This is a genomic window from Mesorhizobium australicum (assembly GCF_900177325.1).
Taxonomy (GTDB): Bacteria; Pseudomonadota; Alphaproteobacteria; order Rhizobiales; family Rhizobiaceae; genus Mesorhizobium_A; species Mesorhizobium_A australicum_A.
In genome coordinates, this window is sequence record NZ_FXBL01000004.1 from 1656856 (window position 1) to 1679601 (window position 22746).

Annotated in this window: 22 protein-coding genes and 1 pseudogene; 13 read left to right on the forward strand and 10 right to left on the reverse strand. The window is 67.1% G+C overall.

All coding sequences use genetic code 11. The annotated features are described in order from the left end of the window. Window positions 1-64: 64 nt before the first annotated feature. Together B9Z03_RS10420 and B9Z03_RS10425 are read right to left on the reverse strand one after the other, a co-directional pair. Complete coding sequence (locus B9Z03_RS10420) at window positions 65-1384, reverse strand: O-antigen ligase family protein (RefSeq protein WP_085464150.1); 1320 nt, start codon at window positions 1382-1384, stop codon at window positions 65-67. After that, complete coding sequence (locus B9Z03_RS10425) at window positions 1353-2351, reverse strand: glycosyltransferase family 2 protein (protein ID WP_085467592.1); 999 nt, start codon at window positions 2349-2351, stop codon at window positions 1353-1355. Before B9Z03_RS10425 ends, B9Z03_RS10420 begins: the two co-directional genes overlap by 32 nt. A 246-nt stretch (window positions 2352-2597) precedes the next feature. Here B9Z03_RS10425 and B9Z03_RS10430 point away from each other — a divergent pair, with 246 nt between their 5' ends. From B9Z03_RS10430 to B9Z03_RS10440, 3 genes are read left to right on the forward strand one after another with little or no spacing between them, the layout of a single operon-like run. Then, window positions 2598-3773, forward strand: a complete 1176-nt coding sequence (locus B9Z03_RS10430) for a glycosyltransferase (RefSeq protein ID WP_085464151.1) — start codon at window positions 2598-2600, stop codon at window positions 3771-3773. Continuing rightward, window positions 3770-4570, forward strand: coding sequence for a WecB/TagA/CpsF family glycosyltransferase (locus tag B9Z03_RS10435; RefSeq protein ID WP_085464152.1), 801 nt, complete (start codon window positions 3770-3772; stop codon window positions 4568-4570). Before B9Z03_RS10430 ends, B9Z03_RS10435 begins: the two co-directional genes overlap by 4 nt. Then, a complete protein-coding gene (locus tag B9Z03_RS10440; RefSeq protein WP_085464153.1) occupies window positions 4563-5438 on the forward strand; it encodes a DUF6492 family protein in 876 nt (291 codons plus the stop codon). Before B9Z03_RS10435 ends, B9Z03_RS10440 begins: the two co-directional genes overlap by 8 nt. Here B9Z03_RS10440 and B9Z03_RS10445 read toward each other — a convergent pair whose 3' ends face one another. Continuing rightward, window positions 5439-6740 (reverse strand): lipopolysaccharide biosynthesis protein, encoded by a 1302-nt coding sequence (locus tag B9Z03_RS10445; protein ID WP_085464154.1) that lies wholly within the window; start codon window positions 6738-6740, stop codon window positions 5439-5441. A gap of 211 nt (window positions 6741-6951) precedes the next feature. Here B9Z03_RS10445 and B9Z03_RS10450 point away from each other — a divergent pair, with 211 nt between their 5' ends. The 3 genes from B9Z03_RS10450 to B9Z03_RS10460 all read left to right on the forward strand — a co-directional run bounded on the left by B9Z03_RS10450 (window position 6952) and on the right by B9Z03_RS10460 (window position 11518). Continuing rightward, the gene (locus tag B9Z03_RS10450; protein WP_085464155.1) at window positions 6952-9342 is read left to right on the forward strand and encodes a GumC family protein; all 2391 of its coding nucleotides are present in this window, start codon (window positions 6952-6954) and stop codon (window positions 9340-9342) included. 93 nt (window positions 9343-9435) lie between these two features. Then, complete coding sequence (folD, locus tag B9Z03_RS10455; RefSeq protein WP_085464156.1) at window positions 9436-10335, forward strand: bifunctional methylenetetrahydrofolate dehydrogenase/methenyltetrahydrofolate cyclohydrolase FolD; 900 nt, start codon at window positions 9436-9438, stop codon at window positions 10333-10335. A 220-nt stretch (window positions 10336-10555) separates the two neighbouring features. Next, the gene (locus B9Z03_RS10460; protein ID WP_085464157.1) at window positions 10556-11518 is read left to right on the forward strand and encodes a GlxA family transcriptional regulator; all 963 of its coding nucleotides are present in this window, start codon (window positions 10556-10558) and stop codon (window positions 11516-11518) included. Window positions 11519-11554: 36 nt separating this feature from the next. On the opposite strand, the gene B9Z03_RS10465 is transcribed toward B9Z03_RS10460, so the two are convergent. Continuing rightward, window positions 11555-12331, reverse strand: coding sequence for an SDR family oxidoreductase (locus B9Z03_RS10465; RefSeq protein ID WP_085464158.1), 777 nt, complete (start codon window positions 12329-12331; stop codon window positions 11555-11557). Window positions 12332-12465: 134 nt separating this feature from the next. Between B9Z03_RS10465 and B9Z03_RS10470 the strand changes: the two genes are divergently transcribed. Continuing rightward, window positions 12466-12708 carry a DUF982 domain-containing protein gene (locus B9Z03_RS10470; protein WP_085464159.1) on the forward strand — a complete coding sequence of 81 codons (243 nt, stop codon included), beginning with the start codon at window positions 12466-12468 and terminating at the stop codon, window positions 12706-12708. A gap of 62 nt (window positions 12709-12770) precedes the next feature. Here the strand turns inward: B9Z03_RS10470 and B9Z03_RS30205 are convergent. Continuing rightward, window positions 12771-12863: pseudogene (locus B9Z03_RS30205) on the reverse strand (IS5/IS1182 family transposase); the annotation flags it as partial. A gap of 65 nt (window positions 12864-12928) precedes the next feature. Here B9Z03_RS30205 and B9Z03_RS10475 point away from each other — a divergent pair. Next, on the forward strand, window positions 12929-13579 hold the full coding sequence (locus B9Z03_RS10475) for a LysE family translocator (RefSeq protein ID WP_085464160.1): 651 nt from the start codon (window positions 12929-12931) through the stop codon (window positions 13577-13579). Window positions 13580-13679: 100 nt separating this feature from the next. On the opposite strand, the gene edd is transcribed toward B9Z03_RS10475, so the two are convergent. The 3 genes from edd to zwf are packed head-to-tail and all read right to left on the reverse strand — an operon-like array spanning window position 13680 to window position 17681. Then, on the reverse strand, window positions 13680-15497 hold the full coding sequence (gene edd, locus B9Z03_RS10480; protein ID WP_085464161.1) for a phosphogluconate dehydratase: 1818 nt from the start codon (window positions 15495-15497) through the stop codon (window positions 13680-13682). Window positions 15498-15507: 10 nt separating this feature from the next. Further along, on the reverse strand, window positions 15508-16212 hold the full coding sequence (gene pgl / locus B9Z03_RS10485; protein WP_085464162.1) for a 6-phosphogluconolactonase: 705 nt from the start codon (window positions 16210-16212) through the stop codon (window positions 15508-15510). After that, window positions 16212-17681: a glucose-6-phosphate dehydrogenase gene (gene zwf / locus B9Z03_RS10490; RefSeq protein WP_085464163.1), complete on the reverse strand. Its 1470-nt coding sequence runs from the start codon at window positions 17679-17681 to the stop codon at window positions 16212-16214. Before zwf ends, pgl begins: the two co-directional genes overlap by 1 nt. A 193-nt stretch (window positions 17682-17874) precedes the next feature. Between zwf and B9Z03_RS10495 the strand changes: the two genes are divergently transcribed. From B9Z03_RS10495 to B9Z03_RS10505, 3 genes are read left to right on the forward strand one after another with little or no spacing between them, the layout of a single operon-like run. Beyond that, entirely contained in the window at window positions 17875-19350 is a 1476-nt protein-coding gene (locus B9Z03_RS10495; RefSeq protein WP_085464164.1) for an aldehyde dehydrogenase family protein, read from the forward strand. Further along, the gene (locus B9Z03_RS10500) at window positions 19350-20099 is read left to right on the forward strand and encodes a glucose 1-dehydrogenase (protein ID WP_085467593.1); all 750 of its coding nucleotides are present in this window, start codon (window positions 19350-19352) and stop codon (window positions 20097-20099) included. The genes B9Z03_RS10495 and B9Z03_RS10500 overlap by 1 nt, the downstream gene beginning before the upstream one ends. Further along, window positions 20096-20488 (forward strand): thermonuclease family protein, encoded by a 393-nt coding sequence (locus B9Z03_RS10505; protein WP_085464165.1) that lies wholly within the window; start codon window positions 20096-20098, stop codon window positions 20486-20488. The genes B9Z03_RS10500 and B9Z03_RS10505 overlap by 4 nt, the downstream gene beginning before the upstream one ends. Before the next feature lie 2 nt (window positions 20489-20490). On the opposite strand, the gene B9Z03_RS10510 is transcribed toward B9Z03_RS10505, so the two are convergent. Together B9Z03_RS10510 and B9Z03_RS30485 are read right to left on the reverse strand one after the other, a co-directional pair. Further along, the gene (locus B9Z03_RS10510) at window positions 20491-20730 is read right to left on the reverse strand and encodes a hypothetical protein (RefSeq protein ID WP_085464166.1); all 240 of its coding nucleotides are present in this window, start codon (window positions 20728-20730) and stop codon (window positions 20491-20493) included. A gap of 92 nt (window positions 20731-20822) precedes the next feature. Continuing rightward, window positions 20823-20990, reverse strand: coding sequence for a hypothetical protein (locus B9Z03_RS30485; RefSeq protein ID WP_348529005.1), 168 nt, complete (start codon window positions 20988-20990; stop codon window positions 20823-20825). 65 nt (window positions 20991-21055) lie between these two features. On the opposite strand from B9Z03_RS30485, the gene B9Z03_RS10520 reads away from it, so the two are divergent. Continuing rightward, window positions 21056-22174 carry a beta-ketoacyl-ACP synthase III gene (locus tag B9Z03_RS10520; protein WP_085464167.1) on the forward strand — a complete coding sequence of 373 codons (1119 nt, stop codon included), beginning with the start codon at window positions 21056-21058 and terminating at the stop codon, window positions 22172-22174. Between the two features lie 5 nt (window positions 22175-22179). Next, window positions 22180-22743 carry a sugar O-acetyltransferase gene (locus B9Z03_RS10525; RefSeq protein ID WP_085464168.1) on the forward strand — a complete coding sequence of 188 codons (564 nt, stop codon included), beginning with the start codon at window positions 22180-22182 and terminating at the stop codon, window positions 22741-22743. Window positions 22744-22746 lie beyond the last annotated feature (3 nt).

The window sequence follows — 22746 nt, forward strand, 5'->3', positions numbered from 1 at the left end:
CTCCATTCCTGTCAGGGGAATGGACCGGGTCGCCGATCGTTGCAAGGGGTAGTGAAACTGTCTCTCAGTCCGGAATGCGGGTGGGCACCGGGTGGCGCGCGACGAGCCTCAGTCCGAGCGTCGCCATGACGAAGAAGAGCCAGACGGGGTCGGCGCGGCGGAAGAAGAAAGATTCGAGGAAGGCGTTGAGCGCGGTGAACAAAAGCATCATCATGAACATGTCCGCCAGGAGCACATTCTCCCGCCGCGGTCCGGAGCGCAGGTAGTCGGACAGCGGGACGACGAGGAAGGCGATGACGGCGGCGATGAGCGCGGGCACGCCCATGATCACGGCGATGTCGAGATAGCCGTTGTGGCCGTGCACGATGCCGCGGATGTCCCAGTCGCGGTCGAAGGGCTGGTCCATCGTGAAGACGAACATCGTGCCCCAGAAGCTCTCGAAGCCGTAGCCGGTCCACGGCCGCTTCGCGATCATCTCGCCGGAGAACTCCCACAGCGCGGTGCGCCCGGTATAGGTCATGCCCGGAAAATACTCGGCCGCGAGATGCTTCAGCGGCGCGATGAAGACGATACCGAGCGTGCCGAGCGCCGTGCCGACGATGGCGAGCGCGAAGATCAGCGGCACCAGCCGCCTCAGGCCGATGATGCCCGGCAGCATGACAAGCAGGATCGCCATCGGCACCAGGCCGGCGGTGGTCTTCGATCCGGTATTGGCCATGAACAACATCGCGCCGGCAAACAGCAGCGCCCCGATCCATCGCCAGCCGCGCCGCCACAGATAGAGGCCCATGAAGGACAGGCAGGCCATAACTGGGCCGGCGATGTTCTTGTGGCTGAATGAACCGCGCCAGAAGCCCGCATGCTGCGGCTCCAGCGAATCCGCGCTGTGGATCGCCTCGCCCGGAAAGGCGATCAGGCCGAAATAGCAGAGGCCGACGGTCACGAGCCCGGCGAAGGCGAAGATCGTCGACAGGGAATCCGCGTCGCGCGGGACGGTGAGCACAGCGGCGATGGTGAGGATGCCGACGAGCGTGAAGATCGCGGCCCGCAAGGCCGAGGGCGGGTCCGTCGCATGCATCACGGAAAGGGCGAGAAAGCCGAGCACGATCAGCCACCAGGGGCTGATGAGCGACATAAGCACGCGACGATCGACGAAGCAGGCGAGCGAGAAGATGGCGAGCGCGCCCAGCGAGCCGAAGCCGAGCTGGTTGACGATGTCGCCGCCTTCCTGAACGCCGGGAGCGGGCGCCGGCTGGAACGGCTTGAAGGAGACGATGACGACCGTCAGCATCACCGACGCGAGAATCGTGCCGATGCGCCGCGCCGTGAAGGCGTCGGCAATGCGGTCCCAGTCAATTCTTCTCGGGAGTGCGGTACTGTTCATTGGCATAGCCGAATTCGGCGCCGATCCGGCCGAGTGCCACGTAGATCGGATAGAGGGCGATCGATGCCGAGCCGGTGCTGGCGTAGCGCGCCGCGGCCCTGAGCGGCGACGCACCGAGCAGCGCCAGGCTTCGAGCGGCCACCTTGGCCCTGCCGAACGGGTCCGCGGCGCGCTTGCGCTTCTCGACCAGGGTCGAGATCACGCCGTTGCGCAGCGCGCGTGCCCGAATCCAGTCTGCTTCGACGCGCCGCTCGGGCACCGCTTCGTAGACCGGCGCTTCCGCGCACCAGCCGAGTCGGAAGCCGGCAGCCGCCGAGCGCGAGAGGAAGTCGCTGTCGCCGCCACCCATGAAGTTGAACGCGAGTTCGAGAAAGGGCGAGCCCATCTTCTCCAGTACGTGGCGCCCGATCAGGAGATTGCCGGACGAATAGAGCGCCGGCACGAGGCCGCTCGTCTTGTAGGGCGTCGAGAAGACCGGGTGGCTCTCCCAGTGCTGGTGCGCCGGATTGTCGAACACGGGCAGCTGCGGCCCGCCGACGATGTCGGCCGGCAGCGTCTCCGCCGCCCGGCACATCCGCTCCAGCCAGTCGGGATCGGCGATCTCGTCGTCGTCGATGACGAGGAGGTGCCGGAACGTCGGGAACTGGATCAGCGCCGTCAGCCAGCCGGCATTGTAGGCGCTGCAATTGCCGCGCTCATGCGCGATGATCAAGAGGCCGGGGATGCGCCCGCTCTCGAACCAGGGACCCGCCGCCGTCACGCCCTCGCGGCCCTCGGCGTCGTTCTCCATCACGATGACCGCAAAGCGGCGCTGCGTGCGCTGCCGCTCCAGCGAGGCGAGCGTCTCCAGCACCTGTTTGGGGCGGCGGAAGGTCGGCATCGTCACGACCACGTCCACGGCCTGCGCATCGAGGCCGGGAGAGCGCGCGATCAGCGAGATCGGCGGGTCGGAAGGGCGGGGGTTCATGTCGGCGCAATGCGTCCGTTTGAAAACCGTTTTGGTATCGCAGAGCGCCATTAAGGAGCCGTAAAGAGACACTCTACCCAGGCGGATGCATAAGACGCTATCTAGGCAATTAAAGGGCCATTAAGCACCTTTTGTATTCGAAACCGGAACACAGGCCTTTTCCGCGCGGGAAACATATTTAGCCTCACCCGCTTAACCCCTGTTTCGGCCTCTTCTGCTAACGCCTCGTGGCAACAGGAAGCCGCAATGCATCTGGTATTCGCCACCTCAATCGTCCCGTCCGGAACCGCCACGACAGGCTATGAGATCGCCAATGCCGCGATCGTCGACGCGCTGCGGCGGGCGGGGGTCAAGGTCACGGTGCTGGGCTTCATCTGGCCGGGCGCGGCGCCGTCCGACCCCGAGCATACGATTGTCCTTGGCGAGGTCGACGTCCGGACGGATAATGCGTCGGGTCTGCAGAAGGCAAGCTGGCTGCTCAGAGCAATGTCGACGGGCCTTACATTCTCCTCGGTGAAGCTGCGTGCGGCGACGCCCGACCAGGTCCGCGCGGCGCTTGCCTCGATCGGACCCTACGACGGCTATGTGCTCAATGCCGCCCAGTTCGCCGGCGCCTTCGAGGACGTGTTCCGCGACCGGCCGGCGATCTTCGTGGCGCATAATGTCGAATACCGTTCGGCCGAGGAGAACGCGGCCGCTGCGCGCGGGCTGATGCAGAGGGTGCTTTATACGCGCGAGGCCGGCCTGCTGCGCGGCATCGAGCGCAGGCTGTGCGACCGCGCCGATTTCGTCTGGACGCTGGCCGAGGACGACCGGCCGCTGCTCGGCATCGATCGTGACGACCGTTCGTCCGCGCTGCCGCTGGTGACGCGGCTCGATCCGCCGCCGCCGCCCGGTCCGCGTGAGACGACCTGCGACGCGGCGCTGATCGGCACCTGGACATGGCAGCCGAACCGTATCGGCCTCGAATGGTTCCTGGGCGAGGTGGTGCCTCACCTTCCGGCTGATTTCACCGTCCGGATTGCCGGCAAGACGCCGTCCGACCTCGCAAGCGCACATCCTGGCGTGAGGTTCGTCGGCTTCGTGCCGGATGCGACCGAGTTCGTGCGCTCCGCCCGCGTGATCCCGCTCGCCAGCCGCGCCGGAACCGGCGTCCAGCTCAAGACGATCGAGACATTCGAATTGGGCCTGCCCTCGGTCGCGACGTCGCGGTCGCTGCGCGGCATCGCCAACGTGCCGGACAATTGCATGATCGCCGACGATCCGGTTGAGTTCGCTCGTGCCCTGGTCGATGCGGCGCGCAATCCCGGGCCGGACGCCGATGGCCGCGCGTTCCACGCCGCGCAGCGCGCCGCGCTCGATCGCGAGATCGCGCGCGGCCTCGCCCGGATCGCCGACGCCGGACACGAGGCCGCGGCATGAATCTCCAACCCTCGCCGCCGCCCCAGCCCCGCCTGCCGTCGATGGAAATCCTCGGCGTGCCGGTGGTGGCCATGGGCTGGCAGGAGGCACTGGACATCCTCGGCGGATATCTGCGCGGCCGCTTCTTCATGCCGGTCGGTTTTCTCAACGCGCACAATGCCAACGTCGCCTGCGCCGACGGCGAGTTCGCCCGTGCGCTCGAACGCTTTCTCGTCCTTCCCGACGGCGTGGGCGTGGATATCGCCGCGAAATGGCTGCACGGCCGACCTTTTCCGGCGAACCTCAACGGCACCGATTTCGTGCCGGCGCTGATTGCATCGATGTCCTCGCCGCTCAAAGTGGCGCTGCTCGGCGCGACGCAGGAGAACGCCGGCGGCGCGGCCGAACAACTGTCGGCCCTAGCGCCCCAGCACGAGTATCGCGTCATCCATGACGGCTATTTCACCAAGAAGCAGGAGCCGGACATCATCGCCGATATCGCCGACTATCGGCCGGACATTCTGCTCGTCGCCATGGGCGTGCCGCGACAGGAGCTTTGGATCGAGCGCAACCTGACGTCCATCCATTGCACAATGCCGATCGCCGTCGGAGCGCTGCTCGACTTCCTCTCCGGCCGCGTGCCGCGCGCGCCGCTGTGGGTGCGGCGCCTCAGGCTCGAATGGCTCTATCGCCTCTGGATCGAGCCCGGCCGGCTGTGGCGGCGCTACGTCGTCGGCAACCCGCTCTTCCTGGCGCGGGTGCTGGCGCAGAAATTCGTTGGCTACCGCGCCGGCACGGAGCGCGTGCGCGATGCATGACGTGCTTCGCCGCGCGAACGCGCTCGTCACGGCAAGCTACAAGCCGGATCTGGAGCGTTGCCGGCTGCTGTGCGAGACGGTGGACCGCTACGTCACCGGCCATTCGCACCACTATATCCTCGTCGCCTCGGAGGATGTCGCGCTTTTTCGGCAACTCGAAGGGCCGAAGCGGACGGTGGTGGACGAGCGCGACCTGCTGCCGTCCTGGCTGCGGTCCTTTCCCGATCCATTCTTCCGCTTCCGCAAGCGGGTCTGGCTCTCCCTGCGCACCATGCCGCTGCGCGGCTGGCACGTGCAGCAGCTGCGCCGCATCGCCATCGCGCATCATGTCGGCGAGGAGGCGCTGATCTATTGCGATTCCGATGTCGCGTTCCTGCGTCCGTTCGATTGCCGTTCCTTCTGGAACGGAGGCGACCTGCGCCTTTTTCGCCGTGAGGGTGCGCTTGCCGGCGACGGCCTCGACGACCAGCGGCTGTGGGCGAGCAATGCGGGCAAGGTTCTCGGCCTCTCCGCGCCGCCGCGGAACGACTACATCGCCACCGTCATCGCCTGGCGACGCGACGCCACGACGACGATGTGCCGGCGCATCGAGGAGATCACCGGCCGTCACTGGGTGGCCGGCATCGCCTCGAACCGCCACTTCTCCGAATGCATGATTTACGGCCGCTACGCCGACGAGGTGCTGGAAGGGCAGGGGCACTTCCATGCCTCGAACGAGCTCTGCCGCGTCTACTGGACCGGCCCGGCCCTGTCTGACGACGAGTTCCGCGAGTTCGTCGCCGCGATGAGCCCCGACCAGGTGGCGATCGGCATGCAATCCTTCATCGGCACGGACATCGGCCGCATCCGCAGGCTCATCGAGGCCTGATCAGACCGTCTTCGCCGGCAGGCGCATCGCACTGTAGGTGAGCAGCGCCGAGGCGACGTAGAGCAACGCGAAGACCGCGTTCAGCACGATCACGAGCTGGCTGACCTCGAGCGACTGCACCAGCACCAGCGCCAGAAGCACTGCCTTCAGGCCGGCGAGCAGCGCGAGATTGATCGCGCGCAGCAGGGTCTGGCCGCGGGCGAACAGAAGTTCCGCCTGGTATTCGACGAGATTGCGCAGGCCCGGCACGAACAGCGCCAGACCCAAGAGCGGCGCAGCTTCCGCCACGTTTTTGCCGAGCAGCGTCGGGTAGTAATGCAGGATCACCGCCAGCACGGCGAGCGCCGCTGTCGAGGTGACGAACACCGCTGCTTCCAGGCCCACCCGGCGGATGGTCCTGGCCAGAAGCTCGGGCGCGCGCATCAGGCGCTGCACCAGCATCATGGTGAAGGTGCGGATCGGGATCGCCGTCAGGTCGACCAGTCGCATGATCATCGCGTAGATGCCGGCGAGCTGCGCGCCGCCGAGCGCCAGGACCAGCAGCTTGTCCATCTCCATCTGCAGGTAGAACAGGATTTCGGCCCCCGCCACGTAGAGCGAATCCGGCAGGCGGCGCAGATAGACCCTCGGCCTCAGCCGCAGCCGGCAGCGCGGATAGAAGAAGCCCGCCGCGATCAGGAGCGAAACGGCGTTGGCCGCGAGATACAACAGGCTCCATGTCGGCAGGTCGCGCACCGGCATGAACGCGAAGGCACTTGCCGCGACGGCCCTGAGCACCGTGCCCAGGATGACGAGCACCGACGCGCGGCCGAAGCGGCCCATGCCGTTGTTGACGATCACCACAGCCTCGACCGGCCGCCACAGCAGCGCCTCGGCCGCGATGACGGTCAGGAAGACCGGGAGCGCCATCTCGCCGCCGAAGAACAAGGCATGCGCGGCGAAGCTCGCCAGCCCGAGAACAGGCAGCGAGATCAATGCCATGAAGATGAACCCGGCCGTGAATACGCCGATGAGTGCAGGGCGCACGGTGGCGGTGCGGTAGAGTGCGGTGATGTAGCCGAAGGCAAGGATGCGCGACAGCATCACGCCGGCCGCCGACGCGGTCGCGAACAGGCCGAATTCGGCGATCGTGAGCGTGTTCGCCAGCGCGATGAAGTAGATCAGCGAGAAGACCAGCCGTCCGGCCGAGCCGCTGATCGCGCTCGCATAGTCGCGCAGGACGCCGATCCGCCCGCGCAGCACCGCGGAAATCAGGGAGGCCGGTTTCGGTTCGATTGTTTCGCTCGGCGTGACGCTGGACACGCCGCAACCCTAGCGGGGAAAGTTTAACGCGTCGTTCAGCATCGCTGCTCGCCAAGGTAGAAAAGTCGTTGTGGAACACGTGAAAAATGTGGTCTTGGCCACACATCTTGCCACAGAAATTAACCATTTGTTTCCCATGGCTCTTTAGCGTGCCTTAACGATTGGCAACCCTCCAGTCGGCAGGCATGACCCGAAAAGGCGCTAGGGGCGAATGATCAACCCGGACCATCGAGACCAGGGAAGACCCCCGCGTTCTCTGCTCTCGTTCGGGCAGACGCCGGCGAAGCCCGCGGCAGCCAGTTCGGCGCCGGCCGGCTTCGACGCTGACGAAACCCCTCCCGCCGAGCGGCACCGCATCGCGCGCGCGCGCCGCGAGGCGCGCTCCGGCCGTCTGCTCGAGGCCCTCGCCGCGCTGCCGGAGACCATCGAAGAAGAAGCGCCGCGCCCCACTGCCGCTCGGGCGGCACCCGTCGCGCCGGCTCCGGCGCCCCGTGCGTCCGAAGCAGCCGCGCCGCTCGCGGCCGCGCCCGCTCCTGCCGGGGAGCTGTGGCGGCCGCTGATCGACCCGCTGAAGATCTGGAACGGCATCGTCCGCTCCCGCTGGATCATCCTGACGACGACCGTGGCGGGCGCCGCGCTCGGCGTCATGATCGCACTGTCGACGCCGAAGAAGTTCGAATCCGTCGCCGAGCTCCTCGTCGACCCCCGCGACATCAAGATCACCGACCGCAACGTGACCGAGGGCGGCCTGCCATCCGACGCCACGCTGGCGATCGTCGAGAACCAGGTGAAGGTGCTCACCTCCGGCAACGTCCTGGCCAAGGTCGTGGACAAGCTGAACCTCGCCGCCGATCCCGAGTTCAACGGCGACGAAAAGAGCTTCGGCCTGGGCGCGCTCGTCTCCGAGTTGCGATCGATCTTCTCGCGCAGCGAGAAGGGCGAGGGCGACATGCGCCGCGCGCTGGCGATCCAGGGTCTCGCCAAGAGCCTCGACGTCGAGCGCGGCGGCAAGACCTTCGTGGTCTCGATCTCCGCCGTCACGCAGAGCGCCGAGAAGTCGGCGCTGATCGCCAACACGCTGACCGAGACCTTCCTGCAGTCCTACGGCGACATCCAGTCCGACACGGCGGGCCGCGCCTCCGACGAACTGTCCTCGCGCCTTGCCGAGCTGCAGAAGGGCCTCGACGAGGCCGAGCGCAAGGTGGAAGCCTACAAGGCCGAGCGGGATCTCGTCGACGCGCAGGGCCGGCTGATCTCGGACGACGAGATGGTCAAGCTCAACGACCAGCTGACCATCGCCCGCGCCCGCACGATCGAGCTCAACGCGCGCGCCGCCTCGATCCGCGACCTCAATCCCGATGCGGTGGTGGGCGGCAGCCTGCCCGAGCAGATCAGCTCGCCGGTGATGGCGGAGCTGCGCACGCAATATGCGACGGCCAAGCAAGAGGTCGAGCGCCTGTCGGTCCGGCTCGGGCCGCGCCATCCCGAGCGGCAGTCAGCCGAAGCCCAGCTTGCCGGCGCGCGCGATTCGCTCGCCTCGGAGCTGCGTCGCATCAGTTCCTCGATCCAGGTCGACCTCAAGCGCGCCGTGCAGCTCGAGCAGGACCTCGCGAGCCGCCTCGCCCAGCTCAAGGCGCGGCAGGCGCAGGTCAGCGAGGACCTGGTCACCGTGCGCGAGCTGGAGCGCGAGGCGGCCGCCAAGCGCGCCGTCTACGAATCCTTCCTGCTGCGCGCCCGCGAGACCAACGAGCAGCGCGGCATCAACACCGCGAACATGAGCGTCATCTCGGTGGCCCAGCCGCCGCTCGAGCCGCTCGGCCCGTCGCGGGCGATGACGGTGATCGCCTCCACGATCCTCGGCTTCATGGCCGGCATCGGCATCGGCGGCGTGCGCGGCGCCATCGACAGCCTGCGCTCCGGCGGGGGCGGAAGCCCTGTCCGCCCGGCCCCCCGCCCGGCGCCCGCCCGCCCGCGCGACGAGACTGACGATGAGATCGACCGGATCATGAATTCCGCCGCGCGGCGCGAGGCATCCGAAGCGGCCACGGCGGCCGCAGCCCGCAAGGCCGAACCCGCTCCGGCCGTCGCATCGGCCGACGCCAGGAAAAGCGCCGCGGCGCATCCCGAGGCCTATCCCTCTGCTCCGGCGCAGACCGGCCATCCGGCACAGCCGGCGCCTCAGCCTACGCAACCACCGAGCTGGTACGATCCGCAGGCGGCCTACGCCGCCCACCAGCAGGCCGCCTACCAGGCCTGGCTTGCCGCACGCCCGCAGCACCCGGCCTATCCGCCGCAGCCGGCGCCGGCGCAGCACTGGGGCTCGTGGCCCGGCGAGCCGGGCCATGCCCAGCCGGTCTACCCGCAGCCGCAGATGCCGCTGAACATGCAGGCGCCGCAGCCCTGGCCGGCGCAGCCGCAATTCGCGCCCCCCGCCGGCTGGCAGCCGCCGCAGGAGATGATGCAGCCGCCGCAACCCCAGTCCTTCCAGCAGGCGCAAGCGCAGGCGGATGCGAGTTCGATCGACGAAATCCGCGAGAGCCTGCGCGAATTCCGCGACGCCGTTCGCGAACTCGCCGTCAGCCGCGCGCGCGGCCGGATGTGAAGCAGGAATTGCGGCATAGTACGCCGCTTTGACAGGTAGGACTTGCCGCCGTTTCGTGGCATGACCGCGCCAGCCGAAGCAGGAGGGCGCATCATGGCCGAGATCATCGACGGCAAGAGGGCGGGCGAGGACGTCGCCGCGAAGGTGGCCAAGGCCTCTGCCGAGCTGGTCGATAGGACCGGCGTCAAGCCGGGTCTCGCCGTGGTCATCGTCGGCGAGGACCCCGCCAGCCAGGTCTACGTCGCCTCCAAGTCGCGCAAGGCGCGCGAATGCGGCTTTCATTCCGTGCAGCACACGCTGGCGGAGGATACGCCCGAGGCCGAGCTCCTGGCGCTCATCGACACGCTCAACGCCGATGCCGCGATCCACGGCATCCTGGTCCAGCTGCCGCTGCCGGCGCATATCGATTCCGGCAAGGTGATCCAGGCGATCTCCCCGGACAAGGACGTCGACGGGTTCCATTTCATCAATGTCGGCAAGCTCGGCGCCGGCGTCCTCGACACCGCCTTCGTGCCCTGCACGCCGGCCGGTTCGATGCTGCTGATCGAGCGCATCCACGGCCGCGACCTGTCGGGCCTCAACGCGGTCGTCGTCGGCCGCTCCAACATCGTCGGCAAGCCGATGGCAAACCTGCTGCTCGCCGCCAACGCCACGGTGACGATCGCGCATTCACGGACCAAGGACCTGCCGGCGCTCTGCCGCACCGCCGACATCCTCGTCGCCGCCGTCGGCCGGCCCGAAATGGTCAAGGGCGACTGGGTGAAAGAAGGCGCGACCGTGGTCGATGTCGGCATCAACCGCATCCCGGCGCCCGAGAAGGGCGAGGGCAAGTCGCGCCTCGTCGGCGACGTGGAGTTCGCGTCCGCCGCGCAGCGCGCCGGCGCGATCACCCCGGTCCCCGGCGGCGTCGGTCCGATGACGATCGCCATGCTGATGGCCAACACCCTCGTCTCGGCCTGCCGGTCGGCGGGGGTGGAAGGGCCGAAGTTTTAGGGGAGTAGGGGAATAGGGGAGTAAGGGAGTAGGGCAACAGGTGAGAACGGGCTTGCAACGAAAGCCGATCCGAGTTGCCTTCCCCTACTCCCCTACTCCCCTACTCCCCTACTCCCCTACTCCCCTACTCCCCTACTCCCCTACTCCCCTACTCCCCTACTCCCCTACTCCCCTACTCCCCCTCCTTCCCGCCTCCCTCGGCATCCTGTAGAACGCCGTCATGCCCGAACCCTCTGCTTCCGGCCGGCAACTCGCCTTCCTGCTGGTGGACAAGTTCCCGATGTTCTCGCTGGTGGCGGCGATCGACACGCTGCGCTCGGCCAACCGGATGCTGGGCAGGGATTTCTATTCCTGGAAGACGGTGTCGGCCGACGGCGAGGCGGTGGTGGCGTCAAACGGGCTGCCGCTCAAGATCGACTATACGATTTCCGACCTGCCGCCGGTGGACATCCTGTTCGTCTGTGCCGGCCTGAGCTTCGAGTTCGCCGGCAAGTCCAGGGTGCTCTCGGGCCTGCGGAGCATCGGCCGCCGTGGCGCCGCGCTTGGCGCACTTTCGGCGGGCTCATACACGCTTGCCGAGGCAGGGCAGCTCGACGGCCACCGCTGCACGATCCACTGGGAGAACCGCGCCGGCTTCCGCGAGCGCTTTCCCGACATCGACTGCACCGGCAATGTCTTCGAGATCGACCGCAAGCGCTATACCTGCGCGGGCGGCACGACCTCGATCGACCTGTTTCTGGAGATCGTCCGCGCGGATTTCGGGGCAGGGATTGCCAATGAGGTCGCCAACCAGTTCCAGCACGAGCGCATCCGCTCGGCCGGCGACCGCCAGCGCGTCGGGCCCGAACGCGACCTGACCGGCAAGTCGGACAAGCTGCGCAAGATCGTCGAGCGGATGGCGGACAATCTCGACGAGCCGCTGTCGGCGGTGGACCTCGCCAAGGCTGCCGGCCTGTCGGTGCGCCAGGTCGAGCGGCTGTTCCTGCGCCACCTCAACATGACGCCGGGCCGCTACTACATGCGGCTCCGACTGGAGCGCGCCCGCGAGCTGCTGCGCCAGACCAACATGCCGATCCTAGACGTGGCGATCGCCACCGGCTTCACCTCGCACTCCTATTTCGCGCAGTCCTACCGACTCCAGTTCGGCCGCCCGCCCTCGGAAGAACGACGCACGACGTATTGATGCCTGTGGGGTACAGAAGAAACCTCCAATGGAGGCTCATACCACCACCGGATTTGCCGCGCCGTCCATGCTGATCGACACGCCGGTGATGTAGCTCGCCTTGTCCGAGGCGAGGAAGAGCACCGCGTTGGCGATCTCTTCCGGGCTTGCCATGCGGCCGAGCGGGATGCGGGCGATGCTGGCGCGGCGGGCTTCTTCCACGTCAATGCCGGCGAGCCGCGCCTCGGCGGCGAGGCCTTCGGCCACGCGGCCCGTCTCCGTTCCGCCAGGATTGATCGCCACCACACGCACGCCGCGCGGGGCGTAGGCGGTGGCCAGTCCCGCGGTCACCAGCATCAGCGCCGCATTGGCCGCGCCTCCCGGAACATGAACCCGCGAGGCCACCTTGCCTCCATTGCCGATCACGTTGACGATCACGCCCGATCCTCGTTCGGCCATCGCCTTCACCACCGGATCGATCGCATTGACGTAGGAGAAATATTTCGCGTCCATCGCCGCGCGGTAGGCATGCGGCGAGAGCTCGTCCGGCGGGGTGCGTTTCGCCGCGCCCGCGCTGTTCACCAGCACGTCGATAGCGCCGAGATGCGCCGTCATCGCCGCGATCGCGCCGGCCGCCGCCTCAGCGTCGCTCAGGTCGGCCGCGACGCCATGGACGCCCGGTAGGGCAGCGCGGGCCTGATCGACGTTCTCGCGCGAGCGCGACACGATGCCGACGCGCGCGCCTTCCTCGAGGAACGCCTTCGCGCAGGCGAAGCCGATGCCCTTCGAGCCGCCGGTGATCACGACGCCCTTGCCCTTCAATCCCAATTCCATTGCGATTCCTCCGCGTTCGGCTTGAAGTCAGTCCCGCGCAAGCGATCGTTTGGCAAGATGAAAAGAATCCCGCCGGCGCGTGGAACCTTGGCCGGCCCGGACCGTTGCCGCGACGACTGCCGAGGGGTGATGCCATGCCGATCGACCAGACGTTTCACGAGCCGGTGCTGCTGAAGACCGGAAAGACCGGCCTCGCCGAGATCAGGACGCTCGCGCAGGCCCGCGATCTTCTGCGGGAAGGATGGCCCGAGACGCACGGCAAATGGTACTACGCAGCCGATCGTGCCTGTGCCGACGCGGCCGACGGCAAGGCCTCGGTCCATATCGCCCGGCGCATCTTCGTCTACGCCGCCGAGGAAGCCCGCCTGAGAGCCTGACCAGCCCGTAGACTCATAGACTCCCAGCCACGGTCGCATCGATGCAAATTGGACCATGGCCAGAAGTGTGCGGCTATCTTATCGTATCGAGTGAAAGCCCTTGGAAAGCGCTTCGGCCTGGAGAGGAAGCGTTCGACGAGGTTTCGCTCGCGGTATGGCCATGTATGGTTTCGACCGTCGTTTGTAATCGCTACAGTGGTAGAAGCGGAGGAAGACAACCATGGATCTGGTAATTCCAAGTGCAGCCAATCTCGGCCTGTTTGTCAGCGCCACGCTGGTGCTGCTTCTCGTGCCCGGCCCGGCAGTCCTTTACATCTTCGCGCGCTCAGTCGAGCAGGGTCGCTCTGCCGGTCTCGTTTCGATCCTCGGCATCCATACGGCCACACTTGTTCATGTCGTTGCAGCCGCTGTGGGATTGTCGGCGCTTCTGGCATCGTCCGCGCTCGCGTTCAGCGTGGTGAAGTATGCCGGCGCGGCCTACCTGATCTGGCTTGGCCTCAAGAAGCTCTTCGGCTCTTCGGACATTCCCGACGTCGAGGGTGGTTTACCGAAGCGCAGCGGCATGCGCCTCTTTCGTGAGGGCTTCATCGTCAACCTCCTCAATCCGAAGACAGCCTTGTTCTTTCTGGCGTTCCTGCCGCAATTCGTTGAGGTCGGCCGGGGTCATGTCGCGATGCAGATCGCTTTCCTCGGCATTCTCTACACGGTGATTGGCGTTTTGACGGACGGGGCCTATGCGCTTCTGGCTGGCACAGCCGGCAACTTCCTGAAGCGCAGTCCCGTCTATCTGAAAGCCGAACGCTGGGTCAGTGGCTTCGTCTATATCGGCCTTGGTTTGACGGCTGCCTTTGCTGGCAATCAAAAGAAATAGACCGCCCGTCTTCCCTAAAAGTCGCACCAAACGGCTAGGCCGAGCGGATGGCATGCTGCCGCAATAATCAGAGAGCCGTTCGCCCTTATAGGTTCACGCCCTAGGCAAAGACGCTCGCGCCCGCCTCGGCCTGGCCCACCATGGCCCGGAATGCGCCGAAGAGTTCGCGCCCCATGCCGTAGCCGTTGGCCGTAAGGTCGGCCGTCACGCAGGTGCGCGTGGCGATCTCCTCCGCCGACAGGAAGACTTCGAGCGTGCCTTCCTCGCCGTCGAGCCGGATCAGGTCGCCGTCGCGGATCTTGCCGATCACGCCGCCGTCCAGCGCCTCGGGCGTTACGTGGATTGCCGAGGGCACCTTACCTGAGGCGCCCGACATGCGCCCGTCGGTCACGAGCGCAACCTTGTAGCCGCGATCCTGCAGCACGCCGAGGACGGTGGTGAGCTTGTGCAGCTCCGGCATGCCGTTGGCCTTCGGCCCCTGGAAGCGCAGCACGGCGACGAAGTCCTTTTCAAGCTCGCCCGCCTTGAAGGCCGCGTTCATCTCCTCCTGGCTGTGGAAGATCACGGCCGGCGCCTCGACGCGTCGCCGCTCCGGCTTGACGGCCGATGTCTTGGCGATGGCGAGGCCGATATTGCCTTTGAGCACCTTGAGGCCGCCGGTGGCCTGGAACGGCTTCGCCGCGGTCGCCAGCACCTTGTCGTCGCCGCTTTTCTCGGGTGCCGGCTCGCGCACCACGGTGCCATCCGCGCCGAGCTTCGCTTCGACCGCATAGGCCGCAAGCCCTTCGCCCCACACGGTCTGCACGTCGTCGTGCAGGTAGCCGCCGGACAGAAGCTCGCGGATCAGGAAACCCATGCCGCCCGCGGCGTGGAAGTGGTTCACGTCGGCCAGCCCGTTCGGATAGACGCGGGCCAAGAGCGGCACGATGTCGGAGAGGTCGGAAATGTCCTGCCAGGTCAGCCTGATGCCCGCCGCCTGCGCCATCGCGATGATGTGCATCGTGTGGTTGGTCGAGCCGCCGGTCGCGTGCAGGCCGACGACGCCGTTGACGAAGGAGCGTTCGTCGATCATGCGACCGACGGGCGTATAGGCGTTGCCGAGATGGGTGATGGCGAGCGCGCGTTTCGTCGCTTCCTTGGTGAGCGCGTCGCGCAGGGGCGTGCCGGGATTGACGAAGGAGGCGCCCGGCGTGTGCAGGCCCATGATCTCCATCAGCATCTGGTTCGAATTCGCCGTGCCGTAGAAGGTGCAGGTGCCGGGGCCGTGATAGGACTTCGATTCCGCCTCCAGGAGCTCGGCGCGGCCGACCTTGCCCTCGGCATAGAGCTGGCGCACGCGCGCTTTCTCGTCGTTGGGCAGGCCCGACGTCATCGGTCCGGCCGGGATGAACACCGCCGGCAGGTGGCCGAAGGTCAGCGCGCCGATGACGAGACCGGGCACGATCTTGTCGCAGACGCCGAGATAGACGGCGGCGTCGAACATGTTGTGCGACAGGCCGACGGCCGTCGCCATCGCGATCACGTCGCGCGAGAACAGCGACAGCTCCATGCCGGGCTGGCCCTGCGTGACGCCGTCGCACATGGCCGGCACGCCACCCGCGACCTGCGCAATGCCGCCGGCCTCGCGCGCAGCCTGCTTGATCAGTTGCGGGAAGAATTCGAACGGCTGATGCGCCGACAGCATGTCGTTGTAGGAGGTGATGATGCCGAGGTTCGGCACCACATCGCCGCCGAGCGCGATCTTCTCGCTCGGCGCACAGACGGCGAAGCCGTGGGCGAGATTGCCACAACCGAGCACGGCGCGGTTGGCGCTCTTGCCGGTGGCCGCCTCGACGCGGCCGAGATAGTCCTCGCGCAGCGGTCGCGACCGCTCGCGGATGCGGTCCGTGATGGCTTCGATGGCTGTCAGGGCGGACATGGCGGATCTCCTACGGAGCCCAATAGATATCGATCGGTGCTGATGCAGCGTCGAAGACGCGGGCGATGGGAAGCCTGGGCGCGGCCTGAGCCATCGCCCGCTCGAGGACGTCCTTCTTCGCCTCCCCCTCGATATGGAGCGCCAGGAGGCCGGCGCCAACCAGGAGAGGCAAGGTAAGCGTAATGCGGGGCTCGCCGCCGGATGGGGCATCCACGGACATGACGAGGCGCGACTGCGGCGGATCGGTAAGCTCGTCCAGATTTGGCGCATCGGGAAAGAACGAGGCGGTGTGGCCGTCGGCGCCCATGCCGAGCACGACGACGTCGAGCCGGGGGCCGAGCAGGGCAATGCCGGCTTCGGCCTGTCGGGCGGCGGCGTCGACGGTGGCGGCCTGCGAGTACAGGCCGACGAACCGCGCCAGCCGCGCCTCGTTCCTCAGCAGCTTCTCCCTGACCAGCCGCTCGTTGGACCGCTCGGACGCGGGCGGCACGAAGCGCTCGTCCACCAGCGTCACGACGACTTTCGTCCAGTCGAGATCCTTGTGCGACAGGGCGTCGAAGAACAGCGCCGGCGTCGTGCCGCCGGAGACGGCGAGCGTCGCGCCGTCCTTCGCCTCGATTGCCGCGCGCAACTGGTCGGCGACGGTCGCGGCAAGCGCGGAGGCAAGCGCGTCACGCGTCTCGAATGCCCGCCACCATGCCTTTCGCGATCCCATCAGGTGCTCTCGTGCCAGGTCCTGCCGTCGCGCTCGATCAGCGCGATGGCCGAGGAGGGCCCCCAGGTGCCGGATGTGTAGCCCTGCGTCTCCTGCAGGTTCTCGGCCCAGGCGCCCTGGATCGGGTCGATCCACTTCCACGCGGCTTCGACCTCGTCGCGGCGCATGAACAGCGTCTGGTTGCCGCGCACGACGTCCATCACGAGACGCTCATAGGCATCGGGATTCCGCTCCTGGAATGACTGGGCGAAGCTCATGTCGAGGGCGATGTTGCGCAGCCGCATGCCGCCGGGGCCGGGGTCCTTGATCATGATCCACTGCTTCACACCCTCGTCGGGCTGCAGGCGGATGACGAGCTGGTTGGCCAGGATGCGGCCGGCGTTGTCGCCGAAGATCGAATGCGGGATGTGCTTGAACTCGATGACGATCTCGGACACGCGGGTCGCGAGGCGCTTGCCGGTGCGCAGGTAGAACGGCACGCCGGCCCAGCGCCAGTTCTCGATCTCGGCCTTGATCGCCACGAAGGTCTCGGTCGTGCTCTGCGCGCCGAGTTCCTCCTGGTAGCCCTTCACCGCGCCGCCCGCCGAGGCGCCGGCGCGATATTGGCCGCGCACCGTCATCTTCGGCGCTTCCTGGCCGTTGATGCGCTTCAGCGAGCGCAGCACCTTCAGCTTCTCGTCGCGCACGGCGTCTGCATCCATCGAGGAGGGGGCCTCCATCGCGACGAGGCACAGGAGCTGCAGGATATGGTTCTGCACCATGTCGCGCAGCGCGCCGGCCTTGTCGTAGTAGCCGATGCGGTCTTCCAGCCCAACGGTCTCGGCGACCGTGATCTGCACGTGGTCGATATGCGCGGAGTTCCACAGCGGCTCGTAGAGCATGTTGGCAAAGCGAAGCGCCATCAGGTTCTGCACTGTCTCCTTGCCGAGATAGTGATCGATGCGGAAGATCTGGTGCTCGTCGAAATAGCTGCCGATCTGGTCGTTCAGCGCCTGGGCGGAGGCGAGGTCGCGGCCGATCGGCTTTTCGACGACGATGCGGCTGTTCTGGCAGATCAGCCCGCTGCCCTTGAGATGCTTGGCGATGTCGCCGAACAGCGCCGGCGCGACCGCCATGTAGAAGACCCGGATGCGGTCGCTGTCGCCGACCTGCTTCTTGATGGCGTCGAACCCTTCGCCGGTCTTGCCGTCGGCCGAAACGTAGTGGAGCCGCGCGATGAAGGTCTCGAGTTCCTGCGCGTCGATCTCGTTCGCCTTGACATGGTCGCTGATCGCCTTCTTGGCGAACTCGCGGTACTCCTTGTGGGTCATCTTCGCCCGCGACGTGCCGATGATCCGCGTCGGTTCGGTGAACTGGCCCGCGCGCTGGCGCTGATAGAGCGCCGGCAGCAGCTTGCGCTCGGCGAGATCGCCGGTGCCGCCGAAGGCGATGAAGTCGAAAGGTTCGACGGGGATGATCTGGCTCGTCATGTTGTGCCCGCTGTCTGCTCCGGAGCGCTCCGGCCCCGTATAATCTAATCGATTTAAAGTTCCTAGTCCCGCTGGAGCAATTGCTTCAGCTTGACACATGCCCGAGGGAGGGTCTTTTCCTGCGGCCACCCCGGCGCAGCACTATTGCAGTGCAGCATAACGCGCGGCCGGTGAAAAGCGAAAAGGAGCCGGCATGGGCACGCACCTGTCTCGAACCGTCGCCGAAGGCGTGGCCTTCATGCAGATCATCGACGGCAAGCCGACCGACGCGCTGTCGGGCGCGCGCATCGACGTGGCTTCGCCCTCGGACGGCAAGGTGTTTGCCTCGATTCCGGCCTCGGGCGAGGCGGATGTGGACCGCGCGGTGCGCTCGGCGCGCAAGGCCTTCGACGAGGGCCCGTGGGGACGCATGCCGGCGGTCGAGCGCGGCCGTTGCCTGACGCGGCTGTTCCAGCTGGTCGAGAGCCACGGCACGGAGCTTGCCGCGCTCGAATCGCGCGACACCGGCAAGCCGATCCGACAGGGCAGGGCGGACATCACCGCCACCATGCGCTACTACGAATTCTACGGCGGCGCGGGCGACAAGATCCACGGCGACACGATTCCCTTCCTGCCCGGCTATACCGCGCTGACGCTGCGCGAGCCGCATGGCGTCGTCGCCGGCATCATTCCGTGGAACTATCCGCTGCAGATCCTTGCGCGCGTGCTTGGCGCGGCGCTCGCGATGGGCAACACGCTGGTCGCCAAGCCCGCCGAGGACGCCTCGCTCAGCGCGATCCGCATCGCCGAGCTGTGTCTCGAGGCAGGTATCCCCGAAGGTGTCGTCAACGTCGTCACCGGCTACGGCCGCGAGGCGGGCGCGGCGCTTTCGGCCCATCCCGGCGTCGACTACGTCACCTTCACCGGCTCGCCGCTCACCGGTACGGCAATCCAGCAGGCGGCGGCGATCAACAACCGCGGCGTGACGATGGAGCTCGGCGGCAAGTCGCCGCAGATCGTCTTCGCCGACGCCGACATCGAGGCGGCCGTTCCCGTGCTCGTCAACGCCATCATCCAGAACGGCGGCCAGACCTGCTCGGCCGGCAGCCGCGTGCTGGTCGAGCGGCCGGTCTACGAACAGGTCGCGGCCGCACTCGCCGAGCGCTTCTCGGCGCTGGTCGCCGGTCCCCACGATGCCGACCTGGATCTCGGGGCGCTGATCAATCCGAAGCAGCGCGACCGCGTCGCCGGTATGATTGCCGCCGCGGAGGAGGCGGGCGTTTCCGTGCTCGCCCGTGGCTCCGTCGCGAAGGATGCACCGGCCGGCGGCTGGTATCAGGCGCCGGTGCTGTTCGGCTCCGTCGATCCCGTCGCGACGATCGCGCAGGAAGAAGTGTTCGGCCCTGTGCTCGCGCTCTCCCCCTTCGATGGCGAGGAGGACGCGATCCGGATCGCCAACGGCACCGAGTTCGGCCTCGTCGCCGGCGTATGGACGAAGGACGGCGCGCGCCAGCACCGCGTCGCCAAGCGCGTCCGCGCCGGCCAAGTCTTCGTCAACGGCTACGGCGCCGGCGGCGGCGTCGAACTGCCTTTCGGCGGCTTCAAGAAGTCCGGCCATGGCCGCGAGAAGGGCTTCGAGGCGCTCTACGACATGAGCGCGACCAAGACGATCGTGTTCAATCACGGATGATGGCTCGCCTGGAAAATAAGGTCGCCATCGTCACCGGCGCCGCCTCTGGCTTCGGCGAAGGCATGGCGCGGCGCTTCGCGGAAGAAGGCGCGAAGGTGGTCGTCGCCGACCTGAACGCGAAGGGTGCCGAGCGCGTCGCGTCCGAGATCGGTGGCGGCGCGATCGGACTCGGGGTCGACGTGACGTTGCGCGCCGAGGTGGACGAGATGGTCTACGCCGCCATGCAGGCTTTCGGCCGCGTCGATCTCATGGTCAACAATGCCGGCTTCACCCATCGAAGCGGCAGTCTCACCGATGTCGACGAGGAGACATTCGATCTTGTCGCCGACGTCAACATGAAGGCGGTCTATTTCTCGACACTCGCGGTCGTGCCGATCATGGAGCGCCAGGGCGGCGGCTCGATCCTCACCACCGCTTCTGTCACCGGGCTGCGTCCCGAGGCCGGGCTGACATGGTTCAACGCGTCCAAGGGCTGGGCAATCACGGCGACGAAGTCGATGGCCCTCGAGCTCGCGCCGAAAGGCATCCGGGTCAACTGCCTCTGCCCGGTGTTTGGCGAGACCGGCATGCTGGCAAATTTCAGGGGCGCCGACACGCCCGAGCTGCGCGGCCGGCTGAGCGCCGAGATTCCGCTCGGCCGGCTGTCGACGCCGCTCGACGTTGCCAATGCCGCGCTGTGGCTTGCCTCAGACGAGGCTGCCTTCATCACCGGCGTGGCGCTGGAAGTCGACGGAGGGCGCGGCATATGAAGACCTGGACGCTGGCGGCGCTGCTTGTCCTGACACCGTTGATCCAGGCACAAGCTGTCGAGATCGTCGTCACGGATGGCGACAGCCTCGATCTCGACGGCAGGCATGTCGAGATCTGGGGCATCCTCGCGCCGCAGAAATCAGAGACCTGCAGGACTGCAGCAGGCATCGCATGGCCCTGTGGCGAGCGCGCATTCCGCCAGTTGTCGGAGGCCGCGGCGGACAGCAGCTTCGCCTGCGAGGAAAAGGAACCGGGCTTCGTGCTGTGCCGCGCGGGAGGGCTCGACGTCGGCCGGTTGCTTGTCAAGGAAGGCCTCGCCCGGGCGCGCCGCGACTATGTCGATGTCGAAGCCCGCGCGCGCGAAGCCAAGATTGGCATCTGGGAGTAGCCTCAGCCTTCGACTTCCGTCTCCGGGCGGTCGCTGCCGGCCGCGTGTTCCGTGCGCCAGTTGCCTGAACTGTCCTGGTATTCGATCTCCGCGTCGCGTCCGCCGAGCCTGTGCTCGTTGGCCGCTGCAAGCGCGGCGTTGCGGGCGCTGTCGTGGTCCGGAAACGTCTCGGAAAACACGTCGCCGAGCTTGTAGGCCCAGCCGCCGTCATGCTGGACGACGCGATAAACGATACCTGACATTGCTACACTCCTGCGTTTTTGAACCAACAGCAACGGAGCCGGTGCGGTTCCCTGAGGAATATGGATTGGCGCGGCTGTCTTCACAATGCTCGTCAGTGTGGGGCGACCGGCGCCAGGAACTCGTCTTCATCGGCGTCGAACCGATGGACAAGCCCGAACTGACCGCCCGCCTCGAGGCTTGCCTGGTGGAGCAGCGCGTGGCGGGTCCTGCCGGACCCGTTCCCGGCGTGGTAGCGCAGCGGTACGGTTGACGCGGGCATCGCGCTGGTTTCTTTGGCGGCCCCGGCTATATTTGCCGGAAAAATGCGGGAAACGGGAAACGCGCATGCACAGGGTCGCCATCACCGGCACGGGCATCTTCACGCCCGAAGAGGTCATCACCAATGCGGAACTGGTGGCCTCCTACAACGCATATGCCCGCCGCCGGAACGAGGAACATGCCGGCGAGATCGCCGCCGGCAGCCGCGAGCCGATGCCGATGTCGAGCGAGGAGTTCATCTTCAAGGCGTCCGGCATCGAGCGGCGCCACGTGATGAACAAGTCGGGCGTTCTGGACCCGGACCGGATGATGCCGACGCTGAGGCCACGCGCGGACGAGGAACTCTCGATCATGGCCGAGATCGCGGTGGACGCCGCGAACAAGGCGCTGGCGCAGGCCGGGCGCACGGCAGGCGAGGTGGACGCGGTGATCTGCGCGGCGTCGAACCACGAGCGCGCCTATCCGGCGATCGCGGTCGAGATCCAGCAGGCGCTGGGCATCAAGGGCTTCGCCTTCGACATGAACGTCGCCTGCTCCTCGGCGACCTTCGGTATCCAGGCCGCCGCCGACATGATCCGCTGCGGCTCGGCGCGCGCGATCCTGATGGTCAATCCGGAGATCACCTCCGGCCATCAGGAATGGCGCGACCGCGACTGTCATTTCATCTTCGGCGACGTCTGCACCGCCGTGCTGATGGAGCGCGTCGACGGCGAGGCGCCGGGCGCCTGGGAGATCCTGTCGACGCGCCTCGTCACCGAATTCTCCAACAACATCCGCAACAACAACGGCTTCCTGCGCCGCACGCACGACCAGATGGGCGAGCGCCGCGATATGCAGTTCATGCAGGAGGGCCGCAAGGTCTTCAAGCAGGTGGTGCCGATGGTGGCCGAGCTGATGCTGGGACATCTCGCCGACGAGGGCATGAAGCCGTCGGACCTGAGCCGCATGTGGCTGCACCAGGCCAACAAGAACATGAACGACTTCATCGGCCAGAAGGTGCTCGGCCGCGAGCCGTCGCGCGAGGAGCAGCCGAATGTGCTGCAGGACTATGCCAACACGTCGTCGGCCGGCTCGATCATCGCGTTCTCGAAATTCTCGGACGACCTGCCTGCCGGCAGCCGCGGCGTCATCTGCTCGTTCGGCGCGGGCTATTCTGCCGGCAGCGTGATCGTTCGGCGGATGTGACGCCGATGGCCGCCGACCAGCCCCGCAGCGCACGCGAGAAGATGGCGGCGGGCGAGTGGTACAGCTTCTGGGACCCGGAGCTGACGGCGCTGCGCGAGCGGGCGCAGGAGGCGATCTTCGAGCACAACACCCTGCCGCCGTCTAAGCGCGGCAACATCGCGCCGGCGCTGACCGCCATCCTCGGCGCGGTCGGCGAGGGCTGCCGGATCGAGCAGCCGTTCCATTGCGCCTACGGCGTCAACATCGCGATGGGAGACGGCGCCTATATGAACTTCGGCTGCGTGATCCTCGACCATGGCGGCGTCACCATCGGCCGCAAGGCGATGATCGGCCCAAGGGTGCAGATCTACACGGTGGAGCATCACAGGGAGCCCGACCTACGCAATGCCGGCGTGGAGGTCGCGCGGCCGGTGGTGATCGGCGACAATGTCTGGATCGGCGGCGGCGCGATCATTCTCGGCGGCGTGACCATCGGCGACGGCGCGATCGTGGCCGCCGGCTCGGTCGTCACACGCGACGTTCTGCCGGGAACAACCGTCGCCGGCAACCCGGCGCGGGCGGTCGGCTGAGCG